This window comes from Pseudomonas sp. NyZ201 (assembly GCF_049860765.1).
Classification (GTDB): Bacteria; Pseudomonadota; Gammaproteobacteria; order Pseudomonadales; family Pseudomonadaceae; genus Aquipseudomonas; species Aquipseudomonas bharatica.
Genome location: NZ_CP187557.1, coordinates 1,218,775 through 1,235,500 on the forward strand (window position 1 = coordinate 1,218,775; position 16,726 = coordinate 1,235,500).

Sequence of the window (16,726 nt, forward strand, 5' to 3'; positions counted from 1 at the left end):
CCCGGATCTTCTTTCGGACAGTCATGCGGCGCAGGCAAGCCGCAGTTACGTGCCTTAAGGTTGACCCTGGACAAGGATAGTTTGTTCGAATTGTTACGGCAGGGTCCGGCGGCAATGTGCCGCCGGACGGGACGGTGGGATCAGATGCGGAAGCTGCCGACCAGGTGCTTCAGGCGACCGGCCTGCTGCTCCAGGTCCGCGCAGGCGCGCAGGGTCGATTGCAGGTTTTCGACACCTTCCTGGTTGAGCATGTTGATTTCACTGATATCCATGTTGATCGAATCGACCACGGCGGTCTGTTCCTCGGTGGCGGTGGCCACCGACTGGTTCATGCCGTCGATCTCGCCGATGCGCTGGGTCACGCTGCTCAGGCGCTCGCCCGCCTGGTTGGCGATGCTTACGCTGTCGTGGCTGTGGCGCTGGCTTTGGCTCATGGTTTCCACGGACTCGCGGGCACCGACCTGCAACTCCTCGATCATGTTCTGTACTTGCTGCGCCGACTCCTGGGTGCGGTGCGCCAGGTTGCGCACCTCGTCGGCCACCACCGCGAAGCCGCGCCCGGCCTCGCCGGCGCGTGCCGCCTCGATGGCGGCGTTGAGCGCCAGCAGGTTGGTCTGCTGGGAAATGCTGGTGATCACTTCGAGGATCTGGCCGATGTTCACGGTCTTGCTGTTCAGCGTCTCGATGTGGGTGCTGGAGGTGGAGATCATGTCCGACAGACGATTCATCGCCTGAATGCTACGGTCCACTACCTGCTGGCCTTCCTCGGCCAGATGACGCGCCGAGCTGGCCTGTTGCGAGGCCTGGGCAGCGTTATGGGCGATCTCCTGGGCGGCGGCACCGAGCTGGTTGATGGCCGCGGCAACGCTGTTGGTGCGGTTGCTCTGCTCATCGGAGTTGACCATCGACGAGTTGGAGGCCGCGACCACGCGCAGGGCCACCTCGTTGACATGCTCGGTGGCCGAGGCCACTTCGCGGATCGACTGGTGGATACGTTCGACGAAATGGTTGAAGGCCTTGCCGAGCATGCCGAATTCGTCGTGGTTGTGGATGCTCAGGCGACGGGTCAGGTCGCCTTCGCCTTGGGCGATGCCTTCCATCGCGCGGATCATGGTGTGCAGCGGACGCATCAGCACGTTGATGAGCAGGCCCAGCAGGCCGATGATGAAGCCCACTGCAATGAGGGTGGCGATCACTGCCGACGTCCGGAACTTGCTGAGCATGCCGTAGGCCTTGTCCTTGTCTACAGCCAGACCGATATACCAGTTGGCCGAAGGCAGGCCTTTGACGGGGGTGAAGCTGAGGATGGTCGGCTTGCCGTCCATTTCCACTTCCACCGGCTTCTTGTCCAGGCGTGGGGTATTGTTCGGGAACAATTCGCTCATGGCCTTCATGGTCAGGTCCTTGTTCGGGTGAACGAGGATCTTGCCCTGGTCGCTGACCAGGAAGGCGTAGCCCATGCCGCCGAAATTCAGCGAGTTGATGATTTCCACCAGGCCATCGAGGGCCAGGTCGCCCCCGACCACGCCGATCTGCGTGGATACCGGGGTGACGATGGAAATCACCATCTTGCCGGTGCTCATGTCGATATAGGGCTCGGTCAGGATGGTCTTGCCGGCGGCCAGGCCGTCCTTGTACCAGGGACGCGCACGCGGATCGTAGCCATCGGGCATCTTCAACTGCGGGCGAATGGTGAAGTCACCATTCGGATGGCCCATGTAGGTAGTAAGGAAGCTGGATGTCAGTGCTTTCTGGCCGAGCACGGTGCCGACGTTCTGCGGATCGGCAGCGATGTTCTGCACCGCGTTCTCTACCAGCAGAATGCGACCATCAAAAAGATTCTTGATATTGGTCGCCGTGGTATCGCCCATCTCGCCGAGATAGTTCTCCAGGTTTTCCCGGATGGCATTACGCTGCAAGTAGTCGTTGTACAAGGTGAACAGGCTGAACGCGAGCATCACGATCAGTGAGGCAGCCAACAATATCTTGTGGCTGAAACGGAGATTTTTATTCATGGCGTGTTGGGTCCGCTAAGGTCTTGAATATCCGGGTGGTTCGCACGGAGTCGCTGATGAGAGTCAGAGAGAGGTCCCATGTCCTTATCGGGGATTTCCTGTTTTTCGAGCGATCAATCACATTTTGATATCGGCTGATTCACACAAAAGCTTTATATGGAGGATGAAAAAACATGCCGGACTCCACGCAATTCGTTCTGGGTGCAGACCTTGACGGACAGCCGGTTTCCCAGGCACTGCGCCTGACCAACCGGCACGGCCTCGTCGCGGGTGCCACCGGCACCGGAAAGACCGTAACCTTGCAACGCCTGGCGGAAGCTTTCAGCGATGCCGGCGTGGCAGTGTTCGCCGCCGATGTGAAGGGCGACCTTTGTGGCCTGGGTGCAGCGGGCAATCCCCAGGGCAAGGTGGCCGAGCGCATTGCCGGGATGTCCTGGCTGAATCATCGTCCCCAGGCCTATCCCGTGACTTTGTGGGATATCCACGGCCAATCCGGTCATCCACTGCGGACTACCTTGAGTGAAATGGGGCCGCTGTTGCTGGGCAACCTGCTGGAGTTGAATGACAGTCAGCAGGCGGCACTGTATGCCGCCTTCAAGGTAGCGGACCGGGAAGGCTTGTTGCTCCTGGATATCAAGGACCTCAAGGCGTTGCTCGGCCACCTCAAGGACAACCCGCAAGTATTGGGCGAGGACGCTGCGCTGATGACCAGCGGATCGACCCAGGCCTTGTTGCGACGCCTGGCGACCCTGGAGCAGCAGGGCGCCGAGGCGCTGTTCGGCGAGCCGGCACTGCAACTGGAAGATCTGTTGCACCCTGCACCGGACGGACGCGGGCGCATTCATCTGCTCGATGCCAGCCGCCTGGTTCACGAGTCGCCCAAGGTCTATGCCACCTTCCTTTTATGGCTGCTGGCGGAGTTGTTCGAACAGCTGCCGGAGCGCGGTGATGCGGACAAGCCATTGCTGGCGCTGTTCTTCGACGAGGCGCACCTGCTGTTCAATGGCACGCCCAAGGCCTTGCAGGATCGGCTGGAGCAGGTGGTGCGGCTGATTCGCTCCAAGGGCGTGGGCGTGTACTTCGTGACCCAGTCGCCAGCTGACCTGCCGGATGATGTGCTGGCCCAGTTGGGCTTGCGGGTTCAGCATGGTTTGCGCGCCTTTACCGCGAAGGAGCAGAAGTCGCTGCGTGCGGTGGCGGACGGTTTCCGGCCCAACCCGGCGTTCGACACCCTTACGGTGCTCACCGAGTTGGGAATTGGCGAAGCGCTGGTGGGCACCTTGCAGGATAAAGGCACCCCCGGGATGGTGCAGCGCGTGTTGATCGCCCCGCCACAATCGCGGATCGGCCCCTTGAGCGAGGCTGAGCGGGCGGCGCTGGTGGCCGGGTCTCCATTGGCGGGGCGTTATGACAAACCGATCGACCGCGAATCGGCCTATGAAATCCTGATGGCACGCAAGGGCGAAGCGCCGGTGGTAGCCGCCAAGGAGGAGGAGAGCCTGGCGGACAAGGCCGGGGAGTTCCTGCAGAGTGCGGCAGGGCAGGCGATCAAGTCGGCGGTGCGGCAGGCGGCGAACCAGTTCGGGAGGCAGTTGGTACGGGGGTTGATGGGGTCTTTGCTGGGCGGCAAGCGCAAGTGATGTGTTGTTCTTGAGGGCCTCATCGCTGGCTTGCCAGCGATGAGGCCCGAGAGGGCAATAAAAAAGGCGCCTGTAGAGGCGCCTTTTTCAATTCTCTGCAAATCAGCCAACGAACCGCGTCGACAACCAGAACAGCCCGGCCGCCAGGCCCATCGAGGCCGGAAGGGTCAGCACCCAGGCGAGCAGGATGGTCCGTACGGTGCCGCCCTGGAGGCCGCTGCGGTTGGCGACCATGGTTCCGGCCACACCGGACGACAGCACGTGGGTGGTCGATACCGGCAGGCTGAAGACGTTGGCCATGCCGATGGCGCACGCCGCGGTGATCTGTGCCGACATGCCCTGGGCATAGGTCATGCCCTGCTTGCCGATCTTCTCGCCGATGGTCAGCACGACGCGCTTCCAGCCAACCATGGTGCCCAGGCCCAGGGCCAGGGCAACGGCCAGGATGACCCAGAACGGCGCATATTCGGTAGTGGCGGTGAGGTCCTTGCGCAGCTTGTCGAGGTCGGACTTCTCGCGAGCCTCCAGGCCCGGCAGCTTGCCGACCTTCTTCGCGGTGTCGTCCAGGCACAGCAGGTAACGACGCACTTCGACACGCTTCTCGGCGCTCAGCACGCGATAGTCGGCGACGCCTTCCAGCGATTGCTGCAACGCGGCGATGGTCGGCTCGGTCTGGTGCGGGTTGCAGCTGAACTGCTCGGGCAGATCGCCCTTGGCAGCCTTGCCCAGGGCCAGGAACTCACCGAGGGTTTCGTGGTTGCGCTGGTAGAACTGGCTCAGGTGCAGGGTGGCGTCGCGAGTCCGCTCGATCTGGTAGGTGGTGCTGTTGAGGTCAAGAACGAATTGCTGCGGAACGATACCGATCAGTACCAGCATGATCAGGCCGATACCTTTCTGGCCATCGTTGGAGCCGTGCACGAAGCTTACGCCCATGGCCGACATGACCAGCACCAGGCGGTTCCAGAAAGGAGGGTGCTTCTTGTCGTCGAGCATGCGCCGTTGCTCCGGCGTCTTGTGCATCTTCGACAGCGGACGCCACCATTTCAGGCCCAGCAGCACCAGCGCGGCGACCAGGAAGCCGGCCATCGGCGAAAGGACCAGGGACATGCCGATATCGATCGCTTTCTGCCAGTTGACGCCATCGCCCAAGGGAATGTCGTTGAGCAGCGCATTGGCCAGGCCTACGCCGAGGATCGAACCGATCAGGGTGTGGGAACTGGAGGCCGGAATGCCGAAATACCAGGTACCCAGGTTCCAGGCGATGGCGGCGGCCAGCAGCGAGAAGACCATGGCCAGGCCGTGCCCGGTGTTGACGTTGATCAGCAACTCCACCGGCAACAGGTGGACGATGGCGTAGGCAACACCGACACCGCCGAGCAGCACGCCGAGGAAGTTGAAGACACCGGAGGCGAACACCGCCAGTTGCGGGGGCATGGCCTTGGTGTAGATGACTGTCGCTACCGCGTTCGCGGTGTCATGAAAGCCATTGATGAACTCGAAGGCGAGTACGAAGGTCAAGGCGAGGATGAGGCTCACCAGTACCCACGCATCAAGTCCGCTGAATAATTCGATCATGAAGGTTTTCTGACCCGGTCATAAGGGGGCGCGATTATGCCAGAAATCCCCCGTAATCAATGCACTGGCTGCTGACCGGTGGAGGGCCGCAGAGTACTGCAGGTTCACCCGCGTGGACGAGTGGCTGGAAGAAAAATGCGGCTAAAATCGACGAGAAAGCGACTATTTGATGAGAAAGTCGTGAATTCTTGATGTCAGAAAAAATTCAAACGAACGTATGAAATTTGTCAGAAACCATTACGGTTTCATCTTCAATAGCGGATGCAGGCAGCGGGGTACCTGTATGGACAGGTACCGTTGCGGTCCGGATCGGGTCGGCGCCGAGGGCTCAAGGCTCCTCGGGCTTGCCGTCCTTTTCCTGTTCCATCTTGCGCAATTCTTCGGCGAATACCTGGTCCATCACCGTGGCCCGCTTGCGCCACGGCTTGCGTTCCGGTTCGGGTTGCGCGGCATAGGTGGTGACTTCGCCACCATAGACTTCCTTGAAGCGTTGTTCCTGGCGCTCAAGTTCCGCGCGCAGTTCGTCTTTCGTCACAGTGCTACCTGTCGATCAAGTTACGCTGGCTTACGCGAGGCGTTAGTGCTGAGGTGACGTAACGCGCGCGCGGCTACGGTTGCCAGAGTTGATAAAGGCTGTCGTAGCAACAGACTTTCGTCTGGTGTCGGCGCAGGGTTGCGCCTGACACGGGGATTCGGCAAGTCCAACAGGGAATCCATATCGACGAGGCCCGGACGGGCGACATCGTTGCCCGAGTATAGCAAGTGACGGGAAGATGGATACGTCCAATTATGGGGTAGAAGAATCAGGACATTAAAAGAAGGGACTTTGTTTCCCTCTTTTGTTGCGTAAAACAATATATACGCAAGAACCGCTTTTAATCGGTTCAAAGAAAAACGGCCTCGCTGGTGGGCGAGGCCGTACCCGGGACTTCTACGGTGGGTACCTGACCAGTCTCTCCAAGAAGCCACAAGGGCGGAGAAAAGGTATAAGCAATTATGGCGTTTGGTCAATTGCGATTATCGGTCGATGGTTCGATAATCGCCCTCGTGAGAGTGTGACCGAGGTGAGTCATGAGCGATGAAACAGTCCCGAAGGGTTCAGGTTTGAGCGACCAGGTACGCAATTCATTCTCGTCACTGGCGCCGCCTATCGTGGCGTCGCCAGCCAGGCGCATCCAGGCGTTCACCGGCGATCCGGATTTCATGACTTCCCTGGCCCGTGGCCTGGCGGTGGTGCAGGCATTCCAGGAGCGCAAGCGGCACCTGACCATCGCCCAGATCAGCCACCGTACGGAGATTCCCCGGGCGGCGGTGCGGCGCTGCCTGCATACCCTGATCAAGCTGGGCTATGCCACGACCGACGGGCGCACCTATTCCTTGCTGCCCAAGGTCCTGACCCTGGGCCACGCCTATCTGTCGTCTACGCCGCTGGCGGTTTCCGCCCAGCCGTACCTGGACCGCATGAGCGACCAACTGCATGAAGCCTGCAACATGGCGACCCTGGAAGGCGACGACATCCTTTATATAGCCCGGTCCGCCACTGTTCAGCGGCTGATATCGGTGGACCTGTCGGTGGGTGGGCGTCTTCCGGCCTACTGCACCTCGATGGGCCGCATCCTTCTCGCTGCCCTGGACGACGCCAGCCTCCACGAATACCTCGATCGCGCCGACCTGCAGCCCAAGACCAGCCGCACCATCCACGACCCGCAAGCGCTGCTCGAATGCCTGCAGGTGGTCCGCCAGCAAGGCTGGTGCATCGTTGACCAGGAACTGGAGCAAGGCCTGCGCTCCATCGCCGTGCCGGTCTACGATGCTTCGGGGCAAGTGCTGGCGGCGCTGAACGTCAGTACGCATGCCGGCAGGGTCAGCCGCAGCGAGCTGGAGCAGCGTTTCCTGCCGATCATGATTGCTGCCAGTCGCGATCTCAGCGCCCAGCTTTTCGCCTGAAAGGCATGCAAACCTGTTCGATAAACGCACACTGATGCGTTTATCGAATTGCGCGGTTTCGCGGCCCTTATTAATGTCGCTCGCAACGGCCGGCCTGACCGGTCCGTCAATAATAATGAGCGAGAGGCACAGTCCAATGACCCGCACATCCATCCCTAGCCGCACCGGCTAGATCTCGTTTACCAGATCTTCCTTGTCCAGACCCGCGCTTCGCGTTTAGCCAAGACGCGCTCGCGCCTGCTCGCCTGATTTATCGGATAACAACAATGAACAGCCCGCACGCTGCTACCGGAACTTCCCTGGACGTCCAGTCCTTCATCAATGCCCAACCCTTGTCGCGTTATCAGTGGCGCGTAGTGATCCTCTGTTTCCTGATCGTATTCCTCGATGGCCTGGACACCGCTGCCATGGGCTTCATCGCTCCGGCACTGTCCCAGGACTGGGGCATCGATCGCGCCAGCCTCGGCCCGGTGATGAGTGCCGCGTTGATCGGCATGGTCTTCGGTGCCCTGGGCTCCGGGCCGCTGGCCGACCGTTTCGGCCGCAAGGTAGTGCTGGTCGGTGCGGTCGTGGTGTTCGGCGGCTTCAGCCTGGCTTCGGCCTACAGCACCAATGTCGACCAGTTGCTGGTACTGCGCTTCCTGACCGGCCTGGGTCTGGGCGCCGGCATGCCAAACGCCACGACCCTGCTGTCGGAGTACACACCCGAGCGTTTGAAGTCGCTGCTGGTGACCAGCATGTTCTGCGGTTTCAACCTGGGCATGGCCGGCGGCGGTTTCATTTCCGCCAAGCTGATCCCGGCCTACGGCTGGCACAGCCTGCTGCTGATTGGCGGTTTGTTGCCGGTAGTGCTGGCGCTGGTCCTGGTGTTCTGGCTGCCGGAGTCGGCGCGCTTCCTGGTGGTGCGCAACCGTAGCATCGACAAGATCCGCAAGACCCTTGCCCCGATCGAGCCGGCCACCGTAGCCCGGGCCAGCAGCTTCAGCGTGCCGGAACAGAAGACCGTCAAGAGCCGCAACGTGCTGGCGGTGATCTTCTCCGGTACCTACAGCATTGGCACCCTGCTGCTGTGGCTGACCTATTTTATGGGCCTGGTGATCGTGTACCTGCTGACCAGCTGGCTGCCGACGCTGATGCGCGACAGCGGTGCGAGCATGGAGCAGGCTGCGTTCATTGGCGCGCTGTTCCAGTTCGGTGGCGTGCTCAGTGCAGTGGGCGTCGGCTGGGCCATGGACCGCTTCAATCCGCACAAGGTCATCGGCACCTTCTACCTGCTGGCCGGGGTGTTCGCCTACGCGGTCGGGCAGAGCCTGGGCAATATCACACTGCTCGCGACCCTGGTGCTGATCGCCGGCATGTGCGTGAACGGCGCTCAATCGGCGATGCCTTCGCTGGCGGCACGCTTCTACCCGACCCAGGGGCGGGCGACCGGTGTGTCGTGGATGCTCGGGATCGGTCGCTTCGGCGCCATCCTCGGTGCCTGGATGGGCGCGACCCTGCTGGGCCTGGGCTGGAACTTCGAGCAGGTGCTGACGGCGCTGGTGATTCCGGCAGGCCTGGCCACCGTGGCGGTGATCGTCAAGGGTGTGGTCAGCCATGCTGATGCGACCTGATTTCGGATGCTAGCGCGGGCCTGTTGGAGCGGGTTCACCCGCGATTGCGTCGGTGAATTCACCACCGTAATCGCGGGTGAACCCGCTCCCACAGGGGCAGCGTCGCTCTAAATACCCCGACAATATGTTCGATAAACGAACGCTATGCCGATTATCGGATTGAACCGCCCCAACCCCCGCCGTACTCTCATCTCCATACCACCCCGCCCATAGCGCCGGAACTCAGGAGAAGCCTTGATGCGTGATGTATTTATCTGCGACGCCATTCGTACACCCATCGGCCGTTTCGGCGGCGGGCTGGCCGGCGTGCGCGCCGACGACCTGGCGGCAGTCCCGCTGAAGGCGTTGATCGAGCGCAACCCGACCGTGCAATGGGACCAGATCGACGAAGTCTTCCTCGGCTGTGCCAACCAGGCCGGTGAAGACAACCGCAACGTGGCGCGCATGGCGCTGCTCCTGGCCGGACTGCCGGAGAGCGTGCCGGGCGTGACCCTCAACCGTCTCTGCGCTTCGGGCATGGACGCGGTGGGCACTGCCTTCCGCGCCATCGCCAGCGGCGAGATGGAACTGGCCATCGCCGGCGGCGTAGAGTCCATGTCCCGTGCGCCGTTCGTCATGGGCAAGGCCGAAAGCGCTTACTCGCGCAACATGAAGCTGGAAGACACCACCATCGGCTGGCGTTTCATCAACCCGCTGATGAAAGCGCAATACGGCGTGGACGCCATGCCGCAAACCGCTGATAACGTCGCCGACGACTACAACGTTTCCCGCGCCGACCAGGACGCCTTCGCCCTGCGCAGCCAGCAGCGCACCGCAGCGGCACAGGCCGCCGGTTTCTTTGCCGAGGAGATCGTCCCGGTACGTATTGCCCACAAGAAGGGCGAGACCGTGGTCGAGCATGACGAGCATCCGCGCGCGGACACCACCCTGGAAATCCTGAGCAAGCTGAAACCGGTCAATGGCCCGGACAAGACCGTCACCGCCGGCAATGCCTCGGGTGTCAACGACGGTGCTGCCGCGATGATCCTCGCCTCCGCCGAAGCCGTGAAGAAACACGGGCTGACCCCGCGTGCCCGCGTGCTCGGCATGGCCAGTGCCGGTGTGGCACCCCGGGTAATGGGGATCGGTCCGGTTCCGGCGGTGCTCAAGCTCACCGAGCGCCTGGGCCTGGCGGTCAGCGATTTCGATGTGATCGAGCTTAACGAAGCCTTCGCCAGCCAGGGCCTGGCGGTGTTGCGCGGCCTGGGGCTTGCCGATGATGCGCCGCAGGTCAACCCGAACGGCGGCGCCATCGCCCTCGGCCACCCGCTGGGCATGAGCGGTGCGCGTCTGATCCTGACTGCCTTGCACCAACTGGAAAAATCCGGCGGCCGCAAAGGCCTGGCGACCATGTGCGTCGGCGTTGGCCAAGGCCTCGCACTGGCCATCGAGCGCGTGTAAAACCAATGACCCCGGACGGGCGGCCTCCACGCAAGGCCAATCGTCCGGGGTGATTGTCAGGCGGAACGAGAGTGTTACCGGGTGTGTCTAGACTCGTTAATACACTCCAGGAGTATGCAGTCATGACCTCAAGCTATTACACCGGCGAAGAACGCAGCAAACGCATCTTCGCCATCGTCGGTGCGTCCTCGGGCAACCTGGTCGAATGGTTCGACTTCTACGTCTACGCCTTCTGCGCCATCTACTTCGCCCCCGCATTCTTCCCGTCCGATGATCCCACGGTGCAATTGCTCAACACCGCCGGCGTGTTCGCCGCAGGCTTCCTGATGCGCCCTATCGGTGGCTGGCTGTTCGGCCGCATTGCCGACCGCCATGGCCGCAAGAATTCGATGATGATCTCGGTGCTGATGATGTGCGCCGGTTCCCTGGTGATCGCCTGCCTGCCGACCTACGCCAGCATCGGCGTTATGGCTCCGGCGCTGCTGCTGGTGGCGCGGCTGTTCCAGGGCCTGTCGGTCGGTGGCGAATACGGCACCACCGCGACCTACATGAGTGAAGTGGCCCTGCGTGGCCAACGTGGTTTCTTCGCCTCGTTCCAGTACGTGACCCTGATCGGCGGCCAGTTGCTGGCGGTGCTGGTGGTGGTGATCCTGCAACAGCTGCTGACCGAGGACGAACTGCGCGCCTGGGGCTGGCGGATTCCCTTCGTGATCGGCGCCATCGCCGCGGTGATCTCCCTGCTGCTGCGCCGCTCGCTGGAGGAAACCAGCAGTGCCGAAACCCGTAGCGACAAGGAAGCCGGCAGCATCAAGGGCCTGTTCCGCAACCACGCCGCGGCCTTTATCACCGTACTCGGCTACACCGCCGGCGGCTCGCTGATCTTCTATACCTTCACCACTTACATGCAGAAGTACCTGGTGAACACCGCCGGGATGAGCGCCAAGACCGCCAGCTTCATCATGACCGGCGCGCTGTTCCTGTACATGTGCATGCAGCCGCTGTTCGGCATGCTGTCCGACCGTATCGGCCGGCGCAATTCGATGCTGCTGTTCGGTGCCCTGGGCACGCTGTTCACCGTGCCGATCCTGATGGCCTTGAAAACCGTGACCAGCCCGTTCCTGGCCTTCGTGCTGATCACCCTGGCCCTGGCCATCGTCAGTTTCTACACCTCCATCAGCGGCCTGGTGAAGGCCGAGATGTTCCCGCCCCAGGTACGGGCGCTGGGTGTTGGCCTGGCCTATGCCGTGGCCAACGCGGTGTTCGGCGGTTCGGCGGAGTTCGTCGCCCTGAGCCTGAAGGCTGCCCATGTTGAAAGCGCGTTCTACTGGTACGTTACCGCGATGATGGCGATTGCCTTCCTGTTCAGCCTGCGCCTGCCGAAACAGGCCGCGTACCTGCACCACGATCATTGACCTATCGACGCGCTGCGTGCAGCGCGTCCTGTTGAAGGACCAGACATGCAACCACGTCCGGGCAACCAGCTGTTCGATGCCTACTTCACCGCACCGGCCATGCGCGAGATCTTCTCCGACCGTGGCCGGGTCCAGGGCATGCTCGATTTCGAGGCCGCCCTGGCCCGCGCCGAAGCCGCCGTCGGGGTGATCCCGGCGGTGGCGGTGGCGCCCATCGAAATGGCCTGCCAGGCCGAACGCTACGATTTTGGCGCACTGGCCGAGGCCATCGGCAGCGCCGGCAACTCGGCGATCCCGCTGGTCAAGGCATTGGGCAAGGTCATCGCCAGCGGTGTGGCCGAAGCCGAGCGCTATGTGCATCTGGGCGCTACCAGCCAGGATGCGATGGATACCGGGTTGGTCCTGCAACTGCGCGACGCCCTGGCCCTGATCGAAGACGAGCTGGCACAACTGACCGACGTGCTCGCCAAACAGGCCAGCGCCCATGCCGACACCCCGCTGGCCGGGCGCACCTGGCTGCAGCACGCGACCCCGGTGACCCTGGGCATGAAGATCGCCGGTTGGCTCGGCGCCCTCGACCGCAGCCGCCAGCGCCTGGCCGAACTCAAGCCGCGCCTGCTGACCCTGCAGTTCGGCGGCGCCTCCGGCACCCTGGCGGCGTTGGGCGACAAGGCGCTGCCGATCGCCGAGGCCCTGGCCGACCAGCTCAAGCTGGGCTTGCCGGAACAACCTTGGCACACCCAGCGCGACCGTCTTGTCGAGTTCGCCTCGGTCCTCGGCCTGGTCGCCGGCAGCCTCGGCAAGATGGGCCGCGATGTCAGCCTGCTGATGCAGACCGAAGCCGGTGAGGTGTTCGAGCCGTCGGCGCCGGGCAAGGGCGGTTCCTCGACCATGCCGCACAAGCGCAACCCGGTTGGCGCGGCGGTGCTGATCGGTGCCGCGACCCGCGTGCCCGGCCTGGTCGCCACCCTGTATTCGGCGATGCCGCAGGAGCACGAACGCAGCCTCGGCCTGTGGCATGCCGAATGGGAAACCCTGCCGGAAATCTGCTGCCTGGTCTCGGGAGCGCTGCGCCAGGCGCGGATCATCGCCGAGGGCCTGGAAGTGGATGCCGAGCGTATGCGCCGCAACCTCGATCTGACCCAGGGCCTGGTGCTGGCCGAGGCCGTCAGTATCGTCCTTGCCCAGCGCCTCGGGCGCGACCATGCGCACCATCTGCTGGAAACCTGCTGCAAGCGTGCGGTGGCCGAACAGCGTCACCTGCGCGCCGTGCTCGGCGACGATGCTCAGGTGAGCGCGGAACTGTCCGCCGAAGAACTCGACCGCCTGCTCGACCCGGCCAACTACCTCGGCCAGGCCAAGGCCTGGGTCGAGCGTGCGGTGGCCGAACATCAACGATTCAAAGCCTGAAGGAGGCTGCTGTGGGAAGCGTACAACTCGCCGATGGCGTTCTGAATTACCAGCTCGACGGTCCTGAAGGCGCACCGGTGCTGGTGCTGTCCAACTCGCTGGGCACCAACCTGCATATGTGGGACACCCAGGTCCCGGCGTTCGCCGCGCATTTCCGTGTGCTGCGCTACGACACCCGTGGCCATGGCCAGTCGCTGGTCACCGAAGGGCCGTACAGCATCGAGCAACTGGGGCGCGACGTGCTCTCGCTGCTGGATGCGCTGGAGATCGACAAGGCGCATTTCTGCGGCCTGTCCATGGGCGGCCTGATCGGCCAGTGGCTGGGGATCAACGCCCCCGAGCGCCTGGACCGCCTGGTGGTGTGCAACACCGCCGCGAAGATCGCTTCGCCCGAGGTCTGGAACCCGCGGATCGAAACCGTGCTGCGTGACCGCGAGGCGGCCATGGTCGGCCTGCGCGATGCCTCCATCGCGCGCTGGTTCACCCCGGCGTATTCCGAAGCCAATCCCGAGTCGGCCAAGCGCATCACCGATATGCTCGCGGCCACTTCGCCCGAAGGCTACGCGGCTAATTGCGCGGCCGTGCGCGATGCCGATTTCCGCGATCGACTCGGCGAGATCAAGGCGCCGCTGCTGGTGATTTCCGGTTCCGCCGATGCGGTCACGCCGCCATCGGGCGGGCTGTTCATCCAGGAGCATGTGCCCGGTGCCGAATACGCCGAGTTCCATGCCGCCCACCTGTCCAACGTCGAAGTGGGCGAGCCGTTCAGCCGCCGCGTCATCGATTTCCTGCTGGCCCGTTGAGGAGCTGTACCCGTGGATGAGAAACAACGTTACGACGCCGGCATGCAGGTTCGCCGTGCGGTGCTGGGCGATGCCCATGTCGATCGCAGCCTGACCAACCTCACCGAATTCAACAGTGAGTTCCAGGAAATGATCACCCGCCACGCCTGGGGTGATATCTGGACCCGCCCGGGTCTGCCGCGCCACACCCGCAGCCTGATCACCATTGCCATGCTCATCGGCATGAACCGCAACGAAGAGCTCAAGCTGCACCTGCGCGCCGCCGCCAACAACGGCGTAACGCGCGACGAGATCAAGGAAGTGCTGATGCAAAGCGCGATCTACTGCGGCATTCCAGCGGCCAATGCCACCTTCCACCTGGCTGAGTCGGTGTGGGATGAGCTTGGGGTCGAATCGCGTACCTAAGAGCGACGCGTACCCTGTGGGAGCGGGTTCACCCGCGATTACGTCGGTGAATTCACCATTGCAATCGCGGGTAAACCCGCTCCCACAAAGTTAGGCAGTCGCCTTCTTCTGCCGAACACAAACCGGCCCCGCATTCCGCTCGATGTCTGCCTTCAACGCTGGCAACAGCCCGAACATGAACGCCAGCTCCGCCACTACGAACAACGGCCCGACGATCAGCCCGCTGACATCGTCGACGAACGCCGGCTTGCGCCCTTCGTAGTAGTGCCCGACGAACTGGATCACCCAGCCCACGAAAAACAGCCCCAGCCCGGCTCCCAGCCACACCGCAGTGCTCTGCAGCGCCAGCACTTTCCCGGCCCACAGGCATAACAGCAACAGCCCGGTCATCAGCACGCCCAGGTTCAGGCTCAGCCGCAAGTAGAACCCCATCGACAGTAACGCCACCAGCAACGCCGGCGACAGCCACAACCCGCCCAGTTCGACGCCCGGCCGCGACAACAGCACGGTCACCGCCACCACGATCATCGGGATCCCCACGAAGTGCGTGGCAATATTGCGTGGATCACGGTGGTAGCTGGCGTATTGACTCAGATGTTCAACGAGGTTTTTCATTGTTGTTCCTCCGTCAGGGATGACCCAGCATGCCCGGCGGGTCCGTCCCAGTCTGTCGCCTGCCCGACAGTCGCTTCCGAGGCTCCGGATGAACGATACCCACGCCTGGCGCGAACAGTTGCAACACGGCCATTGGTTCAGGCAGTTATCGCCTGCCTTGCAGGACCGCCTGCTGGAGGCCGCCCGGCCCTTGGCGCTGGCCGCAGGCGAGCGCCTGTTCCAGCGCGGCGATGCGCCCTGTGGCCTGTATGCGGTGTTGTCCGGGGCGATACGCATCGGGGCGGTGAGCGCCGGCGGCAAGGAAGCCCTGCTGACCCTGGTCGAGGCGCCGCACTGGTTCGGTGAGATCTGCCTGTTCGACGGCCAGCCGCGCACCCACGACGCCTATGCCGAAGGTGCGACCCGGTTGTTGCGGGTGCCGCAGGCCAGCGTACAGGCGTTGCTCGACGAGCAGCCCCGCTATTGGCGCGAGTTCGCCCTGCTCATGAGCCACAAGCTGCGCCTGGCCTTCGTCGCGCTGGAGCAGCAGAGCCTGATGGGGGCCGCGCCTCGCGTGGCCTTCCGCCTGCTGCAGATGGCCGCAGGCTACGGCGAGGTGGACGGCCCTCGGCGGGTGCTGCAACTGTCCCAGGAGCAACTGGCGCTGATGCTCTCGCTGTCACGCCAGACCACCAACCAGATCCTCAAGAACCTGCAACAGGAAGGTGCGCTGCGCCTGGGCTACGGCGAGATCGAGATTGTCGATAGCGCCCGTCTCGAGCAGCTAGCCAAGGGCTAGTTCGTTGGCCGCCGGCTGGTGATCCAGCTGCACCAGCGTTTCGATCATCGCCCGCGCCGCCGGTGACAGCCGATAACCGCTGCGGCTGACGATGCCGCAGCGGGCCTTGAGGCTTTCCTGGTTCACCGGCAGGTTGCGCCAATGCAGTTCCACCAGCTCCCCTGTGGCGATCTCGTTGGCGAAGGCTTCTTCCGGACCGATGCCGATGGCATTGCTGTCCAGCACCACCTTGAGCAGGGTCGGCAGGTGCTCGGTCTGTACTTGGGGCGAGAAGTCGGTCTTGCCGCTGAGGTTGGCCAGCAGCTTGCGTGCGCCGGGGAGTATCTGTGGCGTGGCCAGCGGATAGTCGAACAGGTCGTTGGTGGACAGGCTGTCCTTGCTCAGCAGCGGATGTCCCGGGCGGCAGAAGAACAGGCCGCGACGTGGAGTCAGGGCGCGGGTCTGGAAATTCGGGTCGGCTTCGAAATGACGGATATCGGCGATGAAGAACTCGATTTCTTCGCGGCTGAGGGCGCGACTCAGGTTTTCCCAATTGTCCACGCGCAGGCGCGTCTGCACCCGCGGATGGGCCTTGAGGAAGCTGGTCAGGGCACGCGGCACCAGGTCTACGGCGGGGGCGGGGCCCGCGCCGAAGTGCAGTTCGCCGGCATCGAGCTTGGTCATGCGGCGCACGTCGTTGCTGAGCTGGTTGGCGCCCTGGACCAGGCGCAAGGCGTGCTGCAGGACCATCTGGCCTTCGGGTGTCGGGCGCAGGTCCTTGTTGCCGCGATCTACCAGGATGCAGCCCAGTTCCTGTTCCAGGCCCTGGATGCTGCGGCTGAAGGCCGGCTGGGTGATGCCCATGGCTTCGGCGGCACGCACGAAGCTGCGGTGGTCGTTGAGCGCGATGAAATAGCGCAGTTGGCGGAGATCCATTTGAAATACCGGTGTTTCAGGAAGGGCAGTGTTGCCAATGGGGCCGCGCAGCGGCCCCCGGCATCACCGACTAAAACCGGTGTTGTAAAGCTATCGGCTTATTTCGTCCAAGAATGAATTCTTGACTGTTTAGCTCGGTATTGCATAAGAAAAACGGG

At 63.0% G+C, this 16,726-nt stretch carries 14 protein-coding genes and 1 pseudogene; 9 read left to right on the plus strand and 6 right to left on the minus strand.

What is annotated here, in order from left to right:
- Positions 1-140 precede the first annotated feature (140 nt).
- Entirely contained in the window at positions 141-905 is a 765-nt protein-coding gene (locus ACPFMA_RS05670) for a methyl-accepting chemotaxis protein (RefSeq protein WP_376699740.1), read from the minus strand.
- A gap of 90 nt (positions 906-995) precedes the next feature.
- Positions 996-2,015 (minus strand): annotated as a pseudogene (locus tag ACPFMA_RS05675) (cache domain-containing protein); the annotation flags it as partial.
- Positions 2,016-2,188: 173 nt separating this feature from the next.
- On the opposite strand from ACPFMA_RS05675, the gene ACPFMA_RS05680 reads away from it, so the two are divergent.
- The gene (locus ACPFMA_RS05680; protein ID WP_420059349.1) at positions 2,189-3,655 is read left to right on the plus strand and encodes a helicase HerA-like domain-containing protein; all 1,467 of its coding nucleotides are present in this window, start codon (positions 2,189-2,191) and stop codon (positions 3,653-3,655) included.
- A 102-nt stretch (positions 3,656-3,757) separates the two neighbouring features.
- Here ACPFMA_RS05680 and ACPFMA_RS05685 read toward each other — a convergent pair whose 3' ends face one another.
- Positions 3,758-5,230, minus strand: a complete 1,473-nt coding sequence (locus ACPFMA_RS05685) for an inorganic phosphate transporter (RefSeq protein WP_064303892.1) — start codon at positions 5,228-5,230, stop codon at positions 3,758-3,760.
- Positions 5,231-5,558: 328 nt separating this feature from the next.
- The gene (locus ACPFMA_RS05690; protein WP_064303893.1) at positions 5,559-5,765 is read right to left on the minus strand and encodes a hypothetical protein; all 207 of its coding nucleotides are present in this window, start codon (positions 5,763-5,765) and stop codon (positions 5,559-5,561) included.
- A gap of 536 nt (positions 5,766-6,301) precedes the next feature.
- On the opposite strand from ACPFMA_RS05690, the gene pcaR reads away from it, so the two are divergent.
- The 7 genes from pcaR to pcaC all read left to right on the plus strand — a co-directional run bounded on the left by pcaR (position 6,302) and on the right by pcaC (position 14,260).
- Entirely contained in the window at positions 6,302-7,177 is an 876-nt protein-coding gene (pcaR, locus tag ACPFMA_RS05695; RefSeq protein ID WP_425929819.1) for a pca regulon transcriptional regulator PcaR, read from the plus strand.
- Between the two features lie 266 nt (positions 7,178-7,443).
- Positions 7,444-8,790: an MFS transporter gene (locus ACPFMA_RS05700; RefSeq protein WP_425929820.1), complete on the plus strand. Its 1,347-nt coding sequence runs from the start codon at positions 7,444-7,446 to the stop codon at positions 8,788-8,790.
- Between the two features lie 234 nt (positions 8,791-9,024).
- Positions 9,025-10,230 (plus strand): 3-oxoadipyl-CoA thiolase, encoded by a 1,206-nt coding sequence (gene pcaF, locus ACPFMA_RS05705; RefSeq protein ID WP_170394296.1) that lies wholly within the window; start codon positions 9,025-9,027, stop codon positions 10,228-10,230.
- Positions 10,231-10,352: 122 nt separating this feature from the next.
- Entirely contained in the window at positions 10,353-11,642 is a 1,290-nt protein-coding gene (locus ACPFMA_RS05710) for an MFS family transporter (RefSeq protein WP_425929821.1), read from the plus strand.
- Between the two features lie 45 nt (positions 11,643-11,687).
- Positions 11,688-13,052: a 3-carboxy-cis,cis-muconate cycloisomerase gene (locus ACPFMA_RS05715; RefSeq protein ID WP_420059089.1), complete on the plus strand. Its 1,365-nt coding sequence runs from the start codon at positions 11,688-11,690 to the stop codon at positions 13,050-13,052.
- Positions 13,053-13,063: 11 nt separating this feature from the next.
- Entirely contained in the window at positions 13,064-13,855 is a 792-nt protein-coding gene (gene pcaD, locus ACPFMA_RS05720) for a 3-oxoadipate enol-lactonase (protein ID WP_425929822.1), read from the plus strand.
- 12 nt (positions 13,856-13,867) lie between these two features.
- Positions 13,868-14,260 (plus strand): 4-carboxymuconolactone decarboxylase, encoded by a 393-nt coding sequence (pcaC, locus tag ACPFMA_RS05725; RefSeq protein ID WP_009401183.1) that lies wholly within the window; start codon positions 13,868-13,870, stop codon positions 14,258-14,260.
- Between the two features lie 90 nt (positions 14,261-14,350).
- On the opposite strand, the gene ACPFMA_RS05730 is transcribed toward pcaC, so the two are convergent.
- Positions 14,351-14,875 (minus strand): DUF962 domain-containing protein, encoded by a 525-nt coding sequence (locus tag ACPFMA_RS05730; protein ID WP_420059091.1) that lies wholly within the window; start codon positions 14,873-14,875, stop codon positions 14,351-14,353.
- A gap of 88 nt (positions 14,876-14,963) precedes the next feature.
- Here ACPFMA_RS05730 and ACPFMA_RS05735 point away from each other — a divergent pair, with 88 nt between their 5' ends.
- Complete coding sequence (locus tag ACPFMA_RS05735; protein WP_064303445.1) at positions 14,964-15,653, plus strand: Crp/Fnr family transcriptional regulator; 690 nt, start codon at positions 14,964-14,966, stop codon at positions 15,651-15,653.
- Here ACPFMA_RS05735 and ACPFMA_RS05740 read toward each other — a convergent pair.
- Complete coding sequence (locus ACPFMA_RS05740; protein WP_009401180.1) at positions 15,639-16,568, minus strand: LysR family transcriptional regulator; 930 nt, start codon at positions 16,566-16,568, stop codon at positions 15,639-15,641. The genes ACPFMA_RS05735 and ACPFMA_RS05740 overlap by 15 nt on opposite strands.
- Between the last annotated feature and the right edge of the window lie 158 nt (positions 16,569-16,726).